Source organism: Leclercia sp. LSNIH3, assembly GCF_002935105.1.
GTDB lineage: Bacteria > Pseudomonadota > Gammaproteobacteria > Enterobacterales > Enterobacteriaceae > Enterobacter > Enterobacter adecarboxylatus.
This window is the reverse complement of sequence record NZ_CP026387.1, coordinates 2,415,477-2,433,869: the sequence shown is the minus strand read 5'-3', so window position 1 is coordinate 2,433,869 and position 18,393 is coordinate 2,415,477. Positions and strand designations below refer to the sequence as shown.

The 18,393-nt window shown below is 53.5% G+C and carries 17 protein-coding genes; 16 read left to right on the top strand and 1 reads right to left on the bottom strand.

Annotated elements, in window-relative coordinates; all coding sequences use genetic code 11:
- Positions 1–109: 109 nt before the first annotated feature.
- From atpI to C3F35_RS11745, 9 genes are read left to right on the top strand one after another with little or no spacing between them, the layout of a single operon-like run.
- The gene (gene atpI / locus C3F35_RS11785; protein ID WP_059306914.1) at positions 110–490 is read left to right on the top strand and encodes a F0F1 ATP synthase subunit I; all 381 of its coding nucleotides are present in this window, start codon (positions 110–112) and stop codon (positions 488–490) included.
- Positions 491–498: 8 nt separating this feature from the next.
- Complete coding sequence (gene atpB / locus C3F35_RS11780; protein ID WP_032615496.1) at positions 499–1,314, top strand: F0F1 ATP synthase subunit A; 816 nt, start codon at positions 499–501, stop codon at positions 1,312–1,314.
- A gap of 49 nt (positions 1,315–1,363) precedes the next feature.
- Positions 1,364–1,603 (top strand): F0F1 ATP synthase subunit C, encoded by a 240-nt coding sequence (atpE, locus tag C3F35_RS11775; protein WP_000429386.1) that lies wholly within the window; start codon positions 1,364–1,366, stop codon positions 1,601–1,603.
- A gap of 53 nt (positions 1,604–1,656) precedes the next feature.
- Positions 1,657–2,127, top strand: a complete 471-nt coding sequence (atpF, locus tag C3F35_RS11770; RefSeq protein ID WP_032615498.1) for a F0F1 ATP synthase subunit B — start codon at positions 1,657–1,659, stop codon at positions 2,125–2,127.
- Positions 2,128–2,141: 14 nt separating this feature from the next.
- Positions 2,142–2,675: a F0F1 ATP synthase subunit delta gene (gene atpH, locus C3F35_RS11765; RefSeq protein WP_032615500.1), complete on the top strand. Its 534-nt coding sequence runs from the start codon at positions 2,142–2,144 to the stop codon at positions 2,673–2,675.
- Positions 2,676–2,687: 12 nt separating this feature from the next.
- On the top strand, positions 2,688–4,229 hold the full coding sequence (gene atpA, locus C3F35_RS11760; RefSeq protein WP_032615502.1) for a F0F1 ATP synthase subunit alpha: 1,542 nt from the start codon (positions 2,688–2,690) through the stop codon (positions 4,227–4,229).
- 50 nt (positions 4,230–4,279) lie between these two features.
- Positions 4,280–5,143 (top strand): F0F1 ATP synthase subunit gamma, encoded by an 864-nt coding sequence (atpG, locus tag C3F35_RS11755; RefSeq protein WP_032615504.1) that lies wholly within the window; start codon positions 4,280–4,282, stop codon positions 5,141–5,143.
- 26 nt (positions 5,144–5,169) lie between these two features.
- Positions 5,170–6,552 (top strand): F0F1 ATP synthase subunit beta, encoded by a 1,383-nt coding sequence (gene atpD, locus C3F35_RS11750; protein ID WP_032615506.1) that lies wholly within the window; start codon positions 5,170–5,172, stop codon positions 6,550–6,552.
- Positions 6,553–6,572: 20 nt separating this feature from the next.
- Positions 6,573–6,992, top strand: a complete 420-nt coding sequence (locus C3F35_RS11745; protein ID WP_032615508.1) for a F0F1 ATP synthase subunit epsilon — start codon at positions 6,573–6,575, stop codon at positions 6,990–6,992.
- A gap of 337 nt (positions 6,993–7,329) precedes the next feature.
- On the opposite strand, the gene C3F35_RS11740 is transcribed toward C3F35_RS11745, so the two are convergent.
- Complete coding sequence (locus C3F35_RS11740; protein ID WP_103793418.1) at positions 7,330–9,423, bottom strand: right-handed parallel beta-helix repeat-containing protein; 2,094 nt, start codon at positions 9,421–9,423, stop codon at positions 7,330–7,332.
- Positions 9,424–9,766: 343 nt separating this feature from the next.
- Between C3F35_RS11740 and glmU the strand changes: the two genes are divergently transcribed.
- From glmU to phoU, 7 genes are all read left to right on the top strand, one after another.
- A complete protein-coding gene (gene glmU, locus C3F35_RS11735; RefSeq protein WP_032615512.1) occupies positions 9,767–11,137 on the top strand; it encodes a bifunctional UDP-N-acetylglucosamine diphosphorylase/glucosamine-1-phosphate N-acetyltransferase GlmU in 1,371 nt (456 codons plus the stop codon).
- 204 nt (positions 11,138–11,341) lie between these two features.
- A complete protein-coding gene (glmS, locus tag C3F35_RS11730) occupies positions 11,342–13,171 on the top strand; it encodes a glutamine--fructose-6-phosphate transaminase (isomerizing) (protein WP_032615513.1) in 1,830 nt (609 codons plus the stop codon).
- A gap of 323 nt (positions 13,172–13,494) precedes the next feature.
- Entirely contained in the window at positions 13,495–14,535 is a 1,041-nt protein-coding gene (gene pstS / locus C3F35_RS11725) for a phosphate ABC transporter substrate-binding protein PstS (protein WP_032615514.1), read from the top strand.
- A 128-nt stretch (positions 14,536–14,663) separates the two neighbouring features.
- Complete coding sequence (gene pstC / locus C3F35_RS11720; RefSeq protein WP_032615515.1) at positions 14,664–15,623, top strand: phosphate ABC transporter permease PstC; 960 nt, start codon at positions 14,664–14,666, stop codon at positions 15,621–15,623.
- The gene (pstA, locus tag C3F35_RS11715; RefSeq protein WP_032615516.1) at positions 15,623–16,513 is read left to right on the top strand and encodes a phosphate ABC transporter permease PstA; all 891 of its coding nucleotides are present in this window, start codon (positions 15,623–15,625) and stop codon (positions 16,511–16,513) included. The genes pstC and pstA overlap by 1 nt, the downstream gene beginning before the upstream one ends.
- Positions 16,514–16,560: 47 nt before the next feature.
- Entirely contained in the window at positions 16,561–17,334 is a 774-nt protein-coding gene (pstB, locus tag C3F35_RS11710) for a phosphate ABC transporter ATP-binding protein PstB (RefSeq protein ID WP_103793419.1), read from the top strand.
- Between the two features lie 14 nt (positions 17,335–17,348).
- A complete protein-coding gene (gene phoU / locus C3F35_RS11705) occupies positions 17,349–18,074 on the top strand; it encodes a phosphate signaling complex protein PhoU (protein ID WP_032615518.1) in 726 nt (241 codons plus the stop codon).
- Positions 18,075–18,393: the final 319 nt, after the last annotated feature.

Below are 18,393 nucleotides of genomic sequence, written 5' to 3'. Positions count from 1 at the left end.
CGAGGCCGCACCGTATAATTTGACCGCTTTTTGCTGCTTGACTCTGAGCCTTAAAGGAAGTTTTATACGACACGCGACATACCTCGAAGTGAGCAGGAGTAAAAACGTGATGTCTGTGTCGCTCTTGAGTCGAAACGTTGCTCGTAAGCTTCTGTTCATTCAGTTTCTGGCGGTGATAGCAAGCGGATTGCTGTTCTGCCTCAAAGACCCCTTCTGGGGCATCTCTGCGGTAAGCGGAGGTTTGGCAGTCGTTGTGCCGAATATGTTGTTTATGATTTTTGCCTGGCGTCATCAGGCGCATACACCTGCCAAAGGCCGCATGGCCTGGTCCTTCGCTCTGGGCGAAGTGTGTAAGGTGTTGCTGACCTTTGTCCTTCTGGTGATGGCGCTGGCTGTTTTTAAAGTGGTATTTCTGCCGCTGATAGTGACGTGGGTTTTGGTGCTGGTGGTACAAGTTCTGGCGCCAGCTGTAATCAATAACAAAGGGTAAAAGGCATCATGGCTTCAGAAAATATGACGCCGCAGGATTACATAGGTCACCATCTGAACAACCTTCAGTTGGACCTGCGTACATTCTCGCTGGTGGATCCGCATAACCCCCCAGCCACCTTCTGGACGATCAATATCGACTCCATGTTCTTCTCGGTGGCACTGGGTCTGTTGTTCCTGGCCATTTTCCGCGGCGTTGCCAAACGTGCAACCAGCGGCGTTCCAGGAAAATTCCAGACCTTCATCGAAATGATCATTGGCTTCGTCCATGGCAGCGTCAAAGACATGTACCACGGCAAGAGCAAGGTGATTGCACCGCTGGCGCTGACCGTCTTTGTATGGGTCTTCCTGATGAACCTGATGGACCTGCTGCCGATCGACCTGCTGCCGTTTATCGGCGAGCATATCTTCGGTCTGCCTGCCCTGCGTGTGGTGCCGTCTGCTGACGTGAACATCACCCTGTCTATGGCACTGGGCGTATTCATCCTGATTCTTTTCTACAGCATCAAAATGAAAGGTGTAGGCGGCTTCGTGAAAGAGCTTACCTTGCAGCCGTTCAACCACTGGGCGTTTATTCCGATCAACCTGATCCTGGAAGGCGTTAGCCTGCTGTCCAAACCGATTTCTCTCGGTCTGCGACTGTTCGGCAACATGTATGCGGGTGAGCTGATTTTCATTCTGATCGCGGGTCTTCTGCCGTGGTGGTCACAGTGGGTTCTGAATGTGCCATGGGCCATTTTCCACATCCTGATCATTACGCTGCAAGCCTTTATCTTCATGGTTCTGACGATTGTCTATCTGTCGATGGCGTCTGAAGAGCACTGATTCTTTACCAACACTACTACGTTTTAACTGAAACAAACTGGAGACTGTCATGGAAAACCTGAATATGGATCTGCTGTACATGGCTGCCGCTGTGATGATGGGTCTGGCGGCGATCGGTGCTGCGATCGGTATCGGCATCCTCGGGGGCAAATTCCTGGAAGGCGCAGCGCGTCAACCGGATCTGATTCCTCTGCTGCGTACTCAGTTCTTTATCGTTATGGGTCTGGTGGATGCTATCCCGATGATCGCTGTAGGTCTGGGTCTGTACGTGATGTTTGCTGTCGCGTAGTAAGTAGATTTAAACCCTAAGCCACAGTTGTAAATTTAAAGAGGTATTGTGCTGTGAACATGAACGCAACAATCCTCGGCCAGGCCATCGCGTTTGTTATCTTTGTCTGGTTCTGCATGAAGTACGTATGGCCGCCTTTAATGGCAGCCATCGAAAAACGTCAGAAAGAAATTTCTGACGGACTGGCTTCTGCAGAACGCGCTAAGAAAGATTTGGACCTTGCACAGGCCAACGCGACCGACCAGCTGAAAAAAGCGAAAGCGGAAGCTCAGGTAATCATCGAACAGGCGAACAAACGTCGTTCTCAGATCCTGGACGAAGCGAAAGCTGAAGCAGAACAGGAACGTACTAAAATCGTGACGCAAGCGCAGGCAGAAATTGATGCCGAGCGTAAACGTGCTCGCGAAGAGCTGCGTAAGCAGGTCGCGATTCTGGCTGTTGCTGGCGCCGAGAAGATCATCGAACGTTCCGTGGATGAAGCTGCTAACAGCGACATCGTGGACAAACTTGTCGCTGAACTGTAAGGAGGGAGGGGCTGATGTCTGAATTTGTTACGGTAGCTCGCCCCTACGCCAAAGCAGCTTTTGACTTTGCTATCGAACACCAAAATGTCGATCGCTGGCAGAACATGCTGGCGTTTGCCGCTGAGGTAACGAAAAACGAACATATGGCTGAGATGCTTTCGGGTGCACTGGCACCGGAAACCCTCGCCAGTTCGTTCATCGCCATTTGCGGTGAGCAGCTGGACACCAACGGTCAGAACCTGATTCGGGTTATGGCAGAAAATGGTCGTCTGAAAGCGCTCCCGGATGTTCTTGAGCAGTTCGAGCACTTGCGTGCCCTCAGTGAAGCCACCGTTGAAGTTCACGTAACTTCTGCGACTGAGCTGAGTAACGAACAGCTTGCGAAAATCACCGCCGCGATGGAAAAACGTCTGTCACGCAAAGTGAAGCTGAATTGCAATATCGATAAGTCTGTAATGGCGGGCGTAATCATCCGTGCGGGTGATATGGTCATTGATGGCAGCGTACGCGGCCGTCTTGAGCGCCTTGCAGACGTCTTGCAGTCTTAAGGGGACTGGAGCATGCAACTGAATTCCACCGAAATCAGCGAACTGATCAAGCAGCGCATTGCTCAGTTCAGTGTTGTGAGTGAAGCTCACAACGAAGGTACTATTGTTTCTGTAAGCGACGGTGTTATCCGCATCCACGGCCTGGCCGATTGTATGCAGGGTGAAATGATCTCCCTGCCGGGTAACCGTTACGCTATCGCACTGAACCTGGAGCGCGACTCCGTAGGTGCAGTTGTGATGGGTCCTTACGCTGACCTCGCCGAAGGCATGAAGGTTAAGTGTACTGGCCGTATTCTTGAAGTTCCAGTTGGCCGCGGCCTGCTGGGTCGCGTGGTGAACACCCTGGGTGCGCCAATCGACGGTAAAGGTCCGGTTGATAACGATGGCTTCTCGCCAATCGAAGTTATCGCACCGGGCGTAATCGACCGTCAGTCAGTCGACCAGCCTGTGCAGACCGGTTATAAATCCGTTGATGCCATGATCCCAATCGGCCGTGGCCAGCGTGAGCTGATCATCGGTGACCGTCAGACCGGTAAAACCGCGATGGCAATCGATGCGATCATCAACCAGCGTGATTCCGGCATCAAATGTGTGTACGTGGCTATCGGCCAGAAAGCGTCCACCATTTCTAACGTGGTTCGTAAACTGGAAGAGCACGGCGCGCTGGCTAACACCATCGTTGTTGTGGCAACCGCTTCTGAATCTGCTGCACTGCAATACCTGGCACCGTATGCCGGTTGCGCAATGGGCGAATACTTCCGTGACCGCGGTGAAGATGCACTGATCGTTTATGATGACCTGTCTAAACAGGCCGTTGCATACCGTCAGGTTTCCCTGCTGCTCCGTCGTCCACCAGGACGTGAAGCATTCCCGGGCGACGTATTCTATCTGCACTCCCGTCTGCTGGAGCGTGCATCCCGCGTTAACGCGGAATACGTTGAGAACTTCACTAAAGGTGAAGTGAAAGGCCAGACCGGTTCTCTGACCGCACTGCCAATCATCGAAACCCAGGCGGGTGACGTTTCTGCGTTCGTTCCGACCAACGTAATCTCCATTACCGATGGTCAGATCTTCCTGGAAACCAACCTGTTTAACTCCGGTATTCGTCCGGCAGTTAACCCGGGTATCTCTGTATCCCGTGTTGGTGGCGCAGCGCAGACCAAGATCATCAAGAAACTGTCCGGTGGTATCCGTACCGCGCTGGCACAGTATCGTGAACTGGCTGCGTTCTCCCAGTTTGCATCCGACCTTGACGATGCAACCCGTAAACAGCTGGACCACGGTCAGAAAGTGACTGAACTGCTGAAACAGAAACAGTATGCCCCTATGTCAGTAGCACAGCAGGGTCTGGTACTGTTCGCAGCAGAACGTGGTTATCTGGGAGATGTAGAACTGGCGAAAATCGGTAGCTTCGAAGCCGCTCTGCTGGCTTACGCTGACCGTGACCACGCTCCGTTAATGCAAGAGATCAACCAGTCCGGTGGCTATAACGATGAAATCGAAGGCAAGCTGAAGAGCCTGCTCGATTCCTTCAAAGCAACCCAGTCCTGGTAACGTCTGGCGGTCTGTCTTAGGGCAGACCGCAAGGCATTGAGGAGAAGCTCATGGCCGGCGCAAAAGAGATACGTAGTAAGATCGCAAGCGTCCAGAACACGCAAAAGATCACTAAAGCGATGGAGATGGTCGCCGCTTCCAAAATGCGTAAATCGCAGGAGCGTATGGCGGCCAGCCGTCCTTATGCAGATACCATGCGCAAAGTGATTGGTCACCTTGCGAGCGGTAATCTGGAATATAAGCACCCTTACCTGGAAGAACGCGACGTTAAACGCGTGGGCTACCTGGTGGTGTCTACCGACCGTGGTTTGTGCGGTGGCTTGAACATTAACCTGTTCAAAAAGCTGCTGGCGGATATGAAAGCATGGTCCGATAAAGGCGTTCAGAGCGATATCGCGATGATCGGCTCTAAGGGCGTCTCTTTCTTCAATTCCGTAGGTGGCAATATTGTCGCCCAGGTGACCGGTATGGGTGATAACCCGTCCCTGTCCGAGCTGATCGGCCCGGTAAAAGTGATGTTGCAGGCCTATGATGAAGGCCGTCTGGACAGGCTGTACGTTGTCAGCAACAAATTTATTAACACCATGTCTCAGGCTCCAACCATCACTCAGCTGCTGCCATTACCGGCATCAGACGAGCCAGAGTTGAAGCATAAAGCCTGGGATTACCTGTATGAACCGGATCCAAAACCGCTGCTGGATACCCTGCTGCGTCGTTATGTTGAATCCCAGGTTTATCAGGGCGTGGTAGAAAACCTGGCCAGCGAGCAGGCCGCACGTATGGTGGCGATGAAAGCCGCGACCGACAATGGCGGCAGCCTGATTAAAGAGCTGCAGTTGGTATACAACAAAGCTCGTCAGGCCAGCATTACTCAGGAACTCACCGAGATCGTCGGTGGTGCATCCGCGGTATAACCAGGTTAATTCGTAGAGGATTCAAGATGGCTACTGGAAAAATTGTCCAGGTAATCGGCGCCGTGGTTGACGTCGAATTCCCTCAGGATGCCGTACCGCGCGTGTACGATGCTCTTGAGGTTCAGAATGGTAATGAGAGCCTGGTGCTGGAAGTTCAGCAGCAGCTCGGCGGCGGTATTGTGCGTACCATCGCCATGGGTTCTTCCGACGGTCTGCGTCGTGGTCTGGAAGTTAAAGACCTCGAGCACCCAATCGAAGTACCAGTAGGTAAAGCAACCCTGGGCCGTATCATGAACGTCCTGGGTCAGCCGATCGACATGAAAGGCGACATCGGCGAAGAAGAACGTTGGGCTATCCACCGTTCAGCACCTTCCTATGAAGAGCTGTCCAGCTCTCAGGAACTGCTGGAAACCGGCATCAAAGTTATCGACCTGATGTGTCCGTTCGCGAAGGGCGGTAAAGTTGGTCTGTTCGGCGGTGCGGGTGTAGGTAAAACCGTAAACATGATGGAGCTGATCCGTAACATCGCGATCGAGCACTCCGGTTACTCCGTGTTTGCAGGCGTGGGTGAGCGTACTCGTGAGGGTAACGACTTCTACCACGAAATGACCGACTCTAACGTTCTGGACAAAGTATCCCTGGTTTACGGCCAGATGAACGAGCCACCAGGAAACCGTCTGCGCGTTGCGCTGACCGGCCTGACCATGGCTGAGAAGTTCCGTGACGAAGGTCGTGACGTACTGCTGTTCGTTGACAACATCTACCGTTACACCCTGGCCGGTACGGAAGTATCCGCACTGCTGGGTCGTATGCCATCAGCAGTAGGCTACCAGCCGACCCTGGCGGAAGAGATGGGTGTTCTGCAGGAACGTATCACCTCTACCAAAACCGGTTCTATCACCTCCGTTCAGGCGGTATACGTACCTGCGGATGACTTGACTGACCCATCACCAGCCACCACCTTTGCTCACTTAGATGCAACCGTGGTACTGAGCCGTCAGATCGCGTCTCTGGGTATCTACCCGGCCGTTGACCCGCTGGACTCCACCAGCCGTCAGCTGGATCCACTGGTAGTAGGTCAGGAACACTACGACACCGCGCGTGGCGTACAGTCCCTGCTGCAGCGTTATCAGGAACTGAAAGACATCATCGCCATCCTGGGTATGGATGAACTGTCTGAAGAAGACAAACTGGTGGTAGCACGCGCACGTAAGATCCAGCGCTTCCTGTCCCAGCCATTCTTCGTAGCAGAAGTATTTACCGGTTCCCCGGGCAAATACGTTGCGCTGAAAGACACCATCCGTGGCTTTAAAGGCATCATGGAAGGCGAATACGATCACCTGCCGGAGCAGGCGTTCTATATGGTGGGTTCCATCGACGAAGCCGTGGAAAAAGCCAAAAAACTTTAACGCCTTAATCGGAGGGTGATATGGCAATGACTTACCACCTGGACGTCGTCAGCGCAGAGCAACAAATGTTCTCTGGTCTGGTCGAGAAAATCCAGGTAACGGGTAGCGAAGGTGAACTGGGTATTTTCCCGGGACACGCTCCGCTGCTCACCGCCATTAAGCCTGGTATGATCCGCATCGTTAAACAGTTCGGTCATGAAGAGTTTATCTATCTGTCTGGTGGCATTATTGAAGTGCAACCTGGCAGCGTGACCGTACTGGCTGATACCGCAATTCGTGGCCAGGATCTCGACGAAGCGCGAGCTCTGGAAGCGAAGCGTAAAGCAGAAGAGCACATTAAGAGCTCTCATGGCGACGTGGATTACGCTCAGGCGTCTGCAGAGCTGGCCAAAGCGATCGCGAAACTGCGCGTTATCGAGTTGACCAAAAAAGCGATGTAACACCGGCTTGAAAGTACGAAAGCCAGTCTGGATCCCAGGCTGGCTTTTTTTATGGCTCTGTTTCACTAAAAATGAAACTAAAACGATGTTTTATTATTTTGTGATTTAGCTCACAAAAAGATTGATCGGCAAAATGTTGAGGAGTAGACTCGTTTTTGTGATGAATGTCACATAACTGAACTCCAAAAACATCAGGATGCCATCATGAAAACCATCAACAAAATCATCGCCCTCTTCAGCAACATGAACGTCTCTTTCGGCACGTTCAATCTGTAATTGCTGACCTGCCGGGTGGCGCCACGCTTACTGTAGTGCGATAAGCGAAGCGCCGCTCAGGTTACAGGGCCTTAACCTGGGTCTTGTCTAACACCTTCCCGTCTGTATTCACGCTTTTACCCTTCACGATAAAGTAATTCGTGTTATCAATGTTTCCCACGACCGCATCATCATACTCACCTGGCTGATTACGGATCGACAGGTTGCCGGTAAACGTCCCCTGTGTTGTTACGTCTCCGTAAGGACTCGGGCGGAAGATATAGTTGAAGCGCTGGTTATCCACCGCAAGGTTGTTCTCCACCACCAGCTTGCCCGGGTTAAAGTTATCGGTGAAGCCGTCCAGATGATTGCCCGTCGCTTTGCTGTTGCGGATCTGGTGTGCCACTGGCTGCCCTTCCCCGCCAAGCTTGAAGCCGTTACTGGTATTGTTGCTGGCGACCGAGTTCTCAATCACCACCACGCCGTTTGCCCCATCTTCAATCTTATTGAACAGATCAAAACCGTCGTCGACGTTGTCATGGGCATAGCAATTCTCCAGCCGGTTACCTTCCCCGACCCGCATCTTCACCGCAAAGCCATCGGCGTTAATCTTGCCGGGATCTTCATTGGCATATGATTCAGAATCCACCACCCGGTTATAGCTTGCCCACAACGGGCGACCGATCTTCTCAGGGGATGATATCTGGATGCCTGTGTCGTCATTGCGATACGCCGTGACGCGCGCGATCAGGTTATGGCTACCCTGGACCCGCAGGCTTTTGTCCGTGACATCGATTCCCTCGATGTGCCAGTAACTGGCGTCGAGCAGCAGACCATGGATCACCACTTTACCCTCAGCCTGCAGCGTTTTGATCTTATCGCGGCTGCCGCTGGCAGAGAGTGGGATCTCGCTGCGAGGGTAATCGCCGCTTTTCAGCACCAGCTTACCGCCAGGGGCCAGCAGCGCGATGGCAGTGGCGAGATCCAGCGGCGCATCGAGTGTGCCTTTCGCATCTGCTTTGCCGTCTGGTGCGGCATAGAGAAGCGCCGTATTCCTGTTCGCGACGCGTTCCACGGTAAGCTGCTGATTTACCGGCGTGCCCTGAGAGGGGGTAAAGGCCACCGTAAAGGTGCTGGTCTGCTCAAGACGAGTGGGCAGGGTGTACATCTCTCCCGCTTTTACCGCTTTCTCATTACCGATCACCACTTCGTTTTGCCGGACGCTGAATACCCCGTCTTCATTGGCGCGCGCCTGCAACAGGTAATCCCCGGAAGCGCTGACGTTACCGGAAGCCAGCTGCACCATGAGCGGCAGCGGCTCTGCCTGCCACGGCGTTGAAGTCACGGTATGGGCAGGGGTCGTCGTCAGCGAGGCCTGGGTGACCGTGATTTTGGCATTACGTGATGCGAAGAAGCCGACGTAATAGTGCTCCTGGTTTTGCACCGAAATCAGATCGGCGCGTGGCACGCTCTTGCTCACCCAGTTGTCGCTGCCCAGCGGTGCCCACGCGGTAATAAACCCGTCGTCCGTTCGCTGGAGTTTGAGGCGAAACTCGGGGGTCTGGCTCAGATCCACCTCTTCTTTATAACTCTGTTTTTTAATCGCAGCCCCGGCATCGCCCCACGGATGGCGAATCCCCTCGCGGGTGATGGCCTGCATTTTCACTCGCTGATGATCTTTTTTATCCTGGGTCATGATAGCGTTCATCACCAGGTTCGACGCCGCCGGGAACTCTTCATAACCGGTTTTCAGCGGCTGTTGACGCGGGTTGCCGAGAACATCGCGCACCAGCAGCCCGGCGCCTTCCTGTGCAGCAGGTTTTGCACCATTCTCAGGTCCAAACTGATCGACCCGGATGTTGGCCTGTAAAACGAAATTCTCGTCTGTCGGTAGCTCGGTATAGAAAAAGGTTAATCCGTCGTGGGAGTTAGCTATTTTTCCGCCACGACTCTCCAGCGTAATCGCTTTTGCCAGATCGGCACTCTCCTGCGGCAGAAGTTTTTTGCCGTCGATAGTGACATCATTGACGCCAATTTTTTCGGGCAGCACGTTGGAAGAAAAATTCACATCGGTTGATTGCCCAAATGCAATGGCTTTCCAGATATGAGGCTGGTCGTTAGCCGTTGCGGAAAAGGCGCTACACATCATCAGGGCCAGAGGTATTTTAGACTTCATCTTATTCTCCTGAGTAATAATTGAGCGCTATTATCATCAGAATAAAACGGTGTTTCTTTTTTACATGTCACATATTTCAATAATTAAAACAGCGTTTTGATTAGGATGGGCTTTATTCATGACGCGAAAGAATAGCTAACATGCTGTGTGGGCTGGAGACTTCTCTAAAGGACGCTATATTCCATAGGCAAAGTCCTTTACTCTGCTGTAAAAAGAACCGTTAAACTGCCCGCAACCGGTGAGGTTGCCTGTTTTACCGCCTCTCCATTTTATGGCGCAAAATATGTAGAATTTTCAACGCCAAAGGGTTTTACTTTTCACTCAAATTACAGTCAGGACGTGTATGTTGAACAATGCAATGAGCGTGGTCATTCTTGCCGCAGGCAAAGGCACCCGCATGTATTCCGATCTTCCAAAAGTGCTGCACACCCTGGCAGGGAAAGCGATGGTGCAGCATGTTATTGATGCAGCTAATGAAATGGGTGCCAGCCAGGTCCACCTGGTCTACGGCCACGGTGGCGATCTGCTGAAGCAGACGCTGCGTGACGACAATCTTAACTGGGTGCTACAGGCAGAACAGCTGGGTACCGGTCACGCTATGCAGCAGGCGGCACCGTTCTTCTCCGACGATGAAGATATCCTGATGCTTTACGGCGATGTGCCATTGATCTCCGTCGAGACGCTGGCCCGTCTGCGTGCTGCGAAGCCGCAGGGCGGTATTGGTCTGCTGACCGTTAAGCTGGACGATCCTTCCGGTTATGGCCGTATCACCCGTGAAAACGGCAAAGTGACGGGCATCGTTGAGCATAAAGATGCGACCGACGCACAGCGTGAAATCCAGGAAATTAATACCGGTATTCTGATCGCCAATGGCGCAGACATGAAACGCTGGCTGTCGCAGTTGAACAACAACAATGCGCAGGGCGAATACTACATCACCGACATCATCGCGATGGCGTATCAGGAAGGGCGTGAAATTGCTGCCGTTCACCCGGCGCGTATCAGCGAAACGGATGGCGTGAATAACCGTCTGCAGCTGTCCCGCCTGGAGCGTATTTATCAGGCCGAGCAGGCAGAAAAATTACTGCTGGCGGGCGTGATGCTGCGCGATCCGGCGCGTTTCGATCTGCGTGGGGTGCTCAATCATGGGCGCGACGTCGAGATCGATACTAACGTTATTCTGGAAGGCAACGTCACGCTGGGTAACCGCGTCAAAATTGGCACCGGTTGCGTGATCAAAAACAGCGTGATTGGCGACGATTGTGAAATCAGCCCTTACAGCGTAGTAGAAGATGCCCACCTTGAAGCCGCCTGCACGATCGGGCCATTCGCCCGTCTGCGCCCAGGGGCAGAGCTGCTGGAAGGCGCACACGTCGGCAACTTCGTCGAAATGAAAAAAGCGCGTCTGGGCAAAGGCTCTAAAGCCGGGCATCTGACCTATCTGGGCGACGCAGAGATTGGCGACAACGTAAATATCGGTGCCGGTACGATCACCTGTAACTACGATGGCGCGAACAAGTTTAAGACCATTATTGGTGACGACGTGTTTGTGGGATCCGATTCGCAGCTGGTGGCGCCGGTGACTATCGGCAACGGTGTAACCATTGCCGCAGGCACTACCGTTACGCGCGATGTCGCGGAAAACGAGCTGGTCATCAGCCGTGTGCCGCAGGTTCATAAGCAGGGCTGGAAACGCCCTGTGAAGAAGAAGTAAGAGATTTACCCCTCACCTTAACTCGCTCCCTAAAGGGGAGAGAGGATCGTGCGGTATTTGGGGCGAGGGGATAACATAATCCCCCGCCCAAAGGCAGTATCTAATAAATATAACCCCACTCTCTACAAGGCTCGGGGCGCCCAAAAAGGGCACATACAGGTCAGCGACAACGCAGGCGAAAGCCTCTATTCGGAATCTAAAACTATGTGTGGAATTGTTGGCGCAGTCGCGCAGCGTGATATTGCTGAAATCCTTCTCGAAGGGTTACGTCGTCTGGAATACCGTGGTTATGACTCTGCCGGTCTGGCAGTGGTCGATGCAGAAGGGCACATGACCCGTCTGCGTCGCCTCGGTAAAGTAAACATGCTGGCACAAGCCGCGGAAGAAACCCCGCTGCACGGCGGCACAGGCATTGCCCATACCCGTTGGGCGACCCACGGTGAACCTTCGGAAGGCAACGCGCACCCGCATGTCTCTGAACACATTGTGGTGGTGCATAACGGCATCATCGAAAACCACGAGCCGCTGCGCGAAGAACTCACTGCACGCGGGTACACCTTCGTTTCTGAAACTGACACCGAAGTGATCGCCCACCTGGTTCACTGGGAACTGGCGCAGGGCGGTACGCTGCGTGAAGCCGTATTGCGTGCTATCCCTCAGCTGCGCGGCGCCTACGGCACCGTGATCATGGACAGCCGCGACCCGTCCACCCTGCTGGCAGCCCGTTCGGGCAGCCCGATGGTTATCGGTCTGGGAATGGGTGAGAACTTTATCGCCTCCGATCAGCTGGCGCTGCTGCCGGTGACCCGTCGCTTTATCTTCATGGAAGAGGGCGACATTGCCGAAGTGACCCGTCGCGACGTGACGATCTTTGATAAAGCAGGCGAGCCGGTGAAGCGTCAGGACATCGAATCCAGCCTGCAGTACGACGCGGGTGACAAAGGTGCTTACCGTCACTACATGCAGAAAGAGATCTACGAACAGCCTAACGCCATCAAAAACACCCTGACCGGGCGCATCAGCCATGGTGAGGTGGATCTGAGCGAGCTGGGGGCAAACGCCAACGAGATGCTGGCTAACGTCGAGCATATTCAGATCGTGGCCTGCGGCACCTCTTACAACTCCGGTATGGTTTCTCGCTACTGGTTTGAAGCCCTGGCTGGCGTGCCGTGCGACGTGGAAATCGCCTCTGAATTCCGCTATCGCAAATCAGCTGTGCGCCGTAACAGCCTGATGATCACCCTGTCCCAGTCCGGCGAAACCGCTGACACCCTGGCGGCACTGCGTCTGTCCAAAGAGCTGGGTTACCTCGGTTCGCTGGCGATCTGTAACGTACCGGGTTCCTCACTGGTGCGTGAATCCGATCTGGCGCTGATGACCAAAGCGGGCACCGAAATCGGTGTGGCCTCAACTAAAGCGTTCACCACCCAACTGACGGTTCTGCTGATGCTGGTGGCGAAACTGGCTCGTCTGAAAGGCCAGGATGCGGCGATTGAGCACGACATCGTTCACGGTCTGCAGGCACTGCCGAGCCGTATTGAGCAGATGCTCTCTCAGGACAAACGCATTGAAGCGCTGGCGGAAGATTTCTCCGACAAGCATCATGCCCTGTTCCTCGGTCGTGGCGATCAGTACCCAATCGCACTGGAAGGCGCGCTGAAGCTCAAAGAGATCTCTTACATTCACGCGGAAGCCTACGCCGCAGGCGAGCTGAAACACGGCCCGCTGGCGCTGATCGACGCGGATATGCCGGTTATCGTGGTGGCACCTAACAACGAACTGCTGGAAAAACTGAAATCCAACATCGAAGAGGTGCGCGCCCGTGGCGGTGTGCTGTATGTCTTCGCCGATCGGGATGCCGGCTTTACCAGCAGCGACAACATGCACATCATCGAGATGCCGCATGTAGAAGAGGTGATTGCGCCAATCTTCTATACCGTACCGCTGCAACTGCTGGCGTACCACGTGGCGCTGATTAAAGGCACCGACGTTGACCAGCCGCGTAACCTGGCGAAGTCCGTTACCGTAGAGTAATTCCCTCAGGCTCCACCTTCGGGTGGAGCTTTTTTAACCTGCCCCCGCTCGCTTTTTCACCCGTTTTTTCCCGCTTCCGTATATGACAATCTGTCATCTTCAGCTACTTTTTGCTTTGTCACAGAAAGAAAATTTTTCTGAAAAAAATCTGTCATGTTGTTATGTAAATTACTGATATTAAAGTATTATTTTGCTAAATTCCTGGCGCAAATTTCACTGTCATAAAACTGTCATATTTCGTACATTTGTCTGTCACCTGTTTGTCCTATTTTGCTCATCGTAGCCACTAAACAATGATTTACGAAAATCTTGCAGGAGACATTATGAAAGTTATGCGTACCACTGTCGCAACTGTTGTCGCCGCGACCTTATCGATGAGCGCGTTCTCTGTGTTTGCAGAGGCAAGCCTGACTGGTGCTGGTGCAACCTTCCCTGCGCCGGTGTATGCCAAATGGGCTGATACCTACCAGAAAGAGACTGGTAACAAGGTGAACTACCAGGGTATCGGCTCCTCCGGTGGCGTTAAACAAATTACCGCAAATACCGTTGATTTCGGTGCATCTGACGCTCCGCTGTCTGATGAAAAACTGACGCAGGAAGGCCTGTTCCAGTTCCCGACCGTTATCGGTGGTGTTGTGCTGGCCGTGAATATCCCTGGCCTGAAGTCCGGCGAGCTGGTGCTGGATGGCAAAACTCTGGGTGATATCTACCTCGGAAAAATCAAGAAATGGGATGACGAAGCCATCACTAAACTGAACCCGGGCGTGAAATTGCCTTCGCAGAACATCGCTGTGGTTCGTCGTGCTGACGGTTCCGGTACCTCCTTCGTCTTCACCAGCTACCTGGCGAAAGTGAACGAAGAGTGGAAATCCAAAGTCGGTTCCGGCTCTACCGTTAACTGGCCAACCGGTCTGGGTGGTAAAGGTAACGACGGTATCGCCGCCTTCGTACAGCGTCTGCCTGGCTCAATCGGCTACGTAGAATACGCTTACGCTAAGCAGAACAACCTGGCGTACACCAAGCTGGTCTCTGCTGATGGCAAACCGGTAAGCCCGACGGAAGAGAACTTTGCCAACGCCGCTAAAGGCGCTGACTGGAGCAAATCTTTCGCTCAGGACCTGACGAACCAGAAAGGTGACGACGCGTGGCCAATCACCTCCACCACCTTCATCCTGGTTCATAAAGATCAGAAGAAACCAGAGCAAGGCACTGAAGTGCTGAAGTTCTTCGACTGGGCATACAAAAATGGCGGCAAACAGGCTAACGACCTGGATTACGCCAGCCTGCCGGACAGCGTGGTTGAGCAGATTCGTGCTGCATGGAAAACCAACGTGAAAGACAGCAGCGGTAAAGCGCTGTACTAACAGGATATTTTTGACGAAGATGGCGGGTGGCGCTGGCGCTAACCCGCCCTACGGCTCCACCTGTAGGCCCGGTAAGCGTTAGCGCCACCGGGCATATTCGTAAGACGTCTCAAACAGAAGAGTAATTTATGGCTGCAACCAAGCCTGCATTTAACCCTCCGGGTAAAAAAGGTGACATGATTTTCAGCGCGCTGGTAAAACTGGCTGCGCTGATTGTGCTATTGCTGCTGGGCGGCATTATCGTGTCTCTGATTTTCTCCTCCTGGCCAAGCATCCAGAAATTCGGTTTCTCCTTCCTGTGGACCAAAGAGTGGGATGCGCCGAACGATATCTACGGTGCACTGGTGCCGATCTACGGCACGCTGGTGACCTCATTTATCGCCCTGCTGATTGCCGTACCGGTGAGCTTTGGTATCGCCCTGTTCCTGACTGAACTGGCACCAAACTGGCTGAAGCGTCCGCTGGGTATCGCCATCGAACTGCTGGCTGCGATCCCGAGTATCGTTTACGGCATGTGGGGCCTGTTTATCTTTGCGCCGCTGTTCGCGACTTACTTCCAGGAGCCGGTAGGCAACGTCCTTTCCGCCATCCCGTTTGTGGGCGCCCTCTTCTCCGGTCCGGCATTCGGTATCGGGATTCTGGCCGCAGGCGTGATCCTCGCCATCATGATTATTCCGTACATCGCGGCGGTAATGCGCGATGTCTTCGAACAAACCCCGGTGATGATGAAAGAGTCGGCCTACGGCATCGGCTGCACCACCTGGGAAGTTATCTGGCGCATCGTTCTGCCGTTCACCAAAAATGGGGTGATTGGCGGCATTATGCTGGGCCTGGGTCGTGCGCTGGGTGAAACCATGGCCGTGACCTTTATCATCGGTAACACCTACCAGCTCGACAGCGCCTCGCTCTATATGCCGGGTAACAGCATTACTTCGGCGCTGGCTAACGAATTCGCTGAAGCGGAATCGGGCCTGCACGTTGCCGCGCTGATGGAACTGGGCTTAATTCTGTTTGTTATCACCTTCATCGTGCTGGCGATCTCCAAAGTGATGATCATGCGCCTCGCGAAAAATGAGGGGGCACGCTAATGGCAACGCTTGAAATGCAAAACACCGTGGAGCTGGCAGAATCTCGTCGCAAAATGCAGGCCAGACGGCGCATGAAAAACCGCATCGCCCTGACGCTGTCGATGGCAACCATGGCATTTGGTCTGTTCTGGCTGATCTGGATCCTGTTCTCCACAGTGACGCGCGGTATCGACGGCATGTCGCTGGCGCTGTTCACGGAGATGACCCCACCACCGAACACGGCGGGCGGCGGTCTGGCAAACGCCCTGGCGGGCAGCGGCCTGCTGATCCTGTGGGCGACCGTTTTCGGTACGCCGCTGGGCATCATGGCGGGGATCTATCTGGCGGAGTACGGCCGTAAGTCCTGGATTGCAGAAGTGATTCGCTTCATTAACGACATTCTGCTCTCTGCCCCCTCGATTGTGGTCGGTCTGTTCGTTTACACCATCGTGGTGGCGCAGATGGAACACTTCTCCGGCTGGGCTGGGGTGATTGCGCTGGCGCTGCTGCAGGTGCCTATCGTCATCCGTACTACCGAGAACATGCTGAAACTGGTGCCGGACAGCCTGCGTGAAGCGGCCTACGCATTGGGTACGCCAAAGTGGAAGATGATTTCTGCCATCACCCTGAAAGCGTCCGTTTCCGGGATCCTGACCGGCGTACTGCTGGCCGTGGCCCGTATTGCCGGTGAAACCGCACCGCTGCTCTTTACCGCGCTTTCCAACCAGTTCTGGAGCACGGACATGATGCAGCCGATCGCCAACCTGCCGGTGACGATCTTTAAATTTGCGATGAGCCCGTTTGCCGAATGGCAGTCACTGGCCTGGGCCGGGGTACTGATTATTACCCTGTGCGTACTGTTACTGAACATTCTGGCGCGCGTTATTTTCGCGAAGAAGAAACACGGTTAATTATTGACGGCGTGGCACTCAGCGGCGCCGGATGAGGAAATGAGTCAATGAGTATGGTCGATACTGCCCCAGGTATTCTTTCGGTTCGTGATCTGAACTTCTACTACGGCAAGTTCCATGCCCTGAAAAACATCAACCTGGATATCGCCAGGAACCAGGTCACGGCATTCATCGGTCCGTCGGGCTGCGGGAAATCCACGCTGCTGCGTACCTTTAACAAGATGTATTCGCTCTACCCAGAGCAGCGCGCCGAAGGCGAAATCCTGCTCGATGGCGACAACATTCTGACTAATACCCAGGATATCGCCCTGCTGCGTGCGAAAGTGGGTATGGTGTTCCAGAAACCGACACCGTTCCCGATGTCCATCTATGACAACATCGCCTTTGGCGTGCGCCTGTTTGAAAAGCTCTCCCGTGCCGACATGGACGAGCGTATACAGTGGGCTTTGACCAAGGCCGCATTATGGAACGAAACCAAAGATAAACTTCACCAGAGCGGATACTCTCTCTCCGGTGGTCAGCAGCAGCGTCTGTGCATTGCGCGTGGTATCGCCATTCGCCCGGAAGTGTTATTGCTGGATGAGCCGTGCTCAGCGCTGGATCCGATCTCTACCGGTTGTATCGAAGAGCTGATCACCGAGTTAAAACAGGATTACACCGTGGTGATCGTTACCCACAACATGCAGCAGGCTGCACGTTGTTCAGACCATACGGCGTTTATGTACCTGGGCGAGTTGATTGAGTTCAGTAACACGGACGATCTGTTCACCAAGCCCGCGAAGAAACAAACAGAAGACTACATCACCGGACGCTACGGCTGATTCAGGAGTGCGCAATGGATAATCTCAATCTTAATAAACACATTTCCGGCCAGTTCAACGCAGAGCTGGAAAGTATCCGCACCCAGGTGATGACCATGGGCGGAATGGTAGAGCAGCAGCTTTCTGATGCCATCACCGCGATGCACAACCAGGACAGCGAGCTGGCGAAGCGCGTGGTGGAAGGCGACAAACACGTCAACATGATGGAAGTGGCGATTGACGAAGCCTGCGTGCGCATCATCGCCAAGCGTCAGCCGACGGCGAGCGACCTGCGTCTGGTCATGGCGATCATCAAGACCATCGCCGAGCTGGAACGTATTGGCGACGTGGCGGACAAAATCTGCCGCACCGCGCTGGAGAAGTTCTCCCAGCAGCACCAGCCGCTGCTGGTGAGTCTGGAGTCGCTGGGCCGTCACACCGTGCAGATGCTGCACGACGTGCTGGATGCCTTTGCGCGAATGGATCTGGATGAAGCCATACGTATCTACCGTGAAGACAAGAAGGTCGATCAGGAGTACGAAGGCATTGTGCGTCAGCTGATGACCTACATGATGGAAGACACGCGCACCATTCCAAGCGTCCTGACTGCTCTGTTCTGCGCCCGCTCTATCGAGCGTATCGGTGACCGTTGCCAGAACATTTGCGAATACATCTTCTACTTCGTGAAGGGCCAGGATTTCCGTCACGTTGGCGGGGATGAACTGGACAAAATGCTCGCCGGAAAAGATCCGAAAGAGTAATGCCTCCCGTAACGCCAGCTAAGCTGGCGTTATATTTAAATATCTAAATATTCCCCATGCAAATAACTCTTTTCTCTCTCGTGCAATAATATTGCCGACAGTCACATTTCAATATTTTTCCGGTTGTTTTCTTTTCTCTTCTCCCTTAAAACATTCCGACGTTAACGCAAGCCCCAGAAATACGTTAATGCGCTAATTACGTTATTAAGCAAAACTGGATTGTTACCGCTATTAAGCGGGCAAAACCTGAAAGTGATTATCTCCATGCGGAGGTAAATCGCTTTCAGGTTTTTTTATTTTTAAAATAAATAAACAGGAA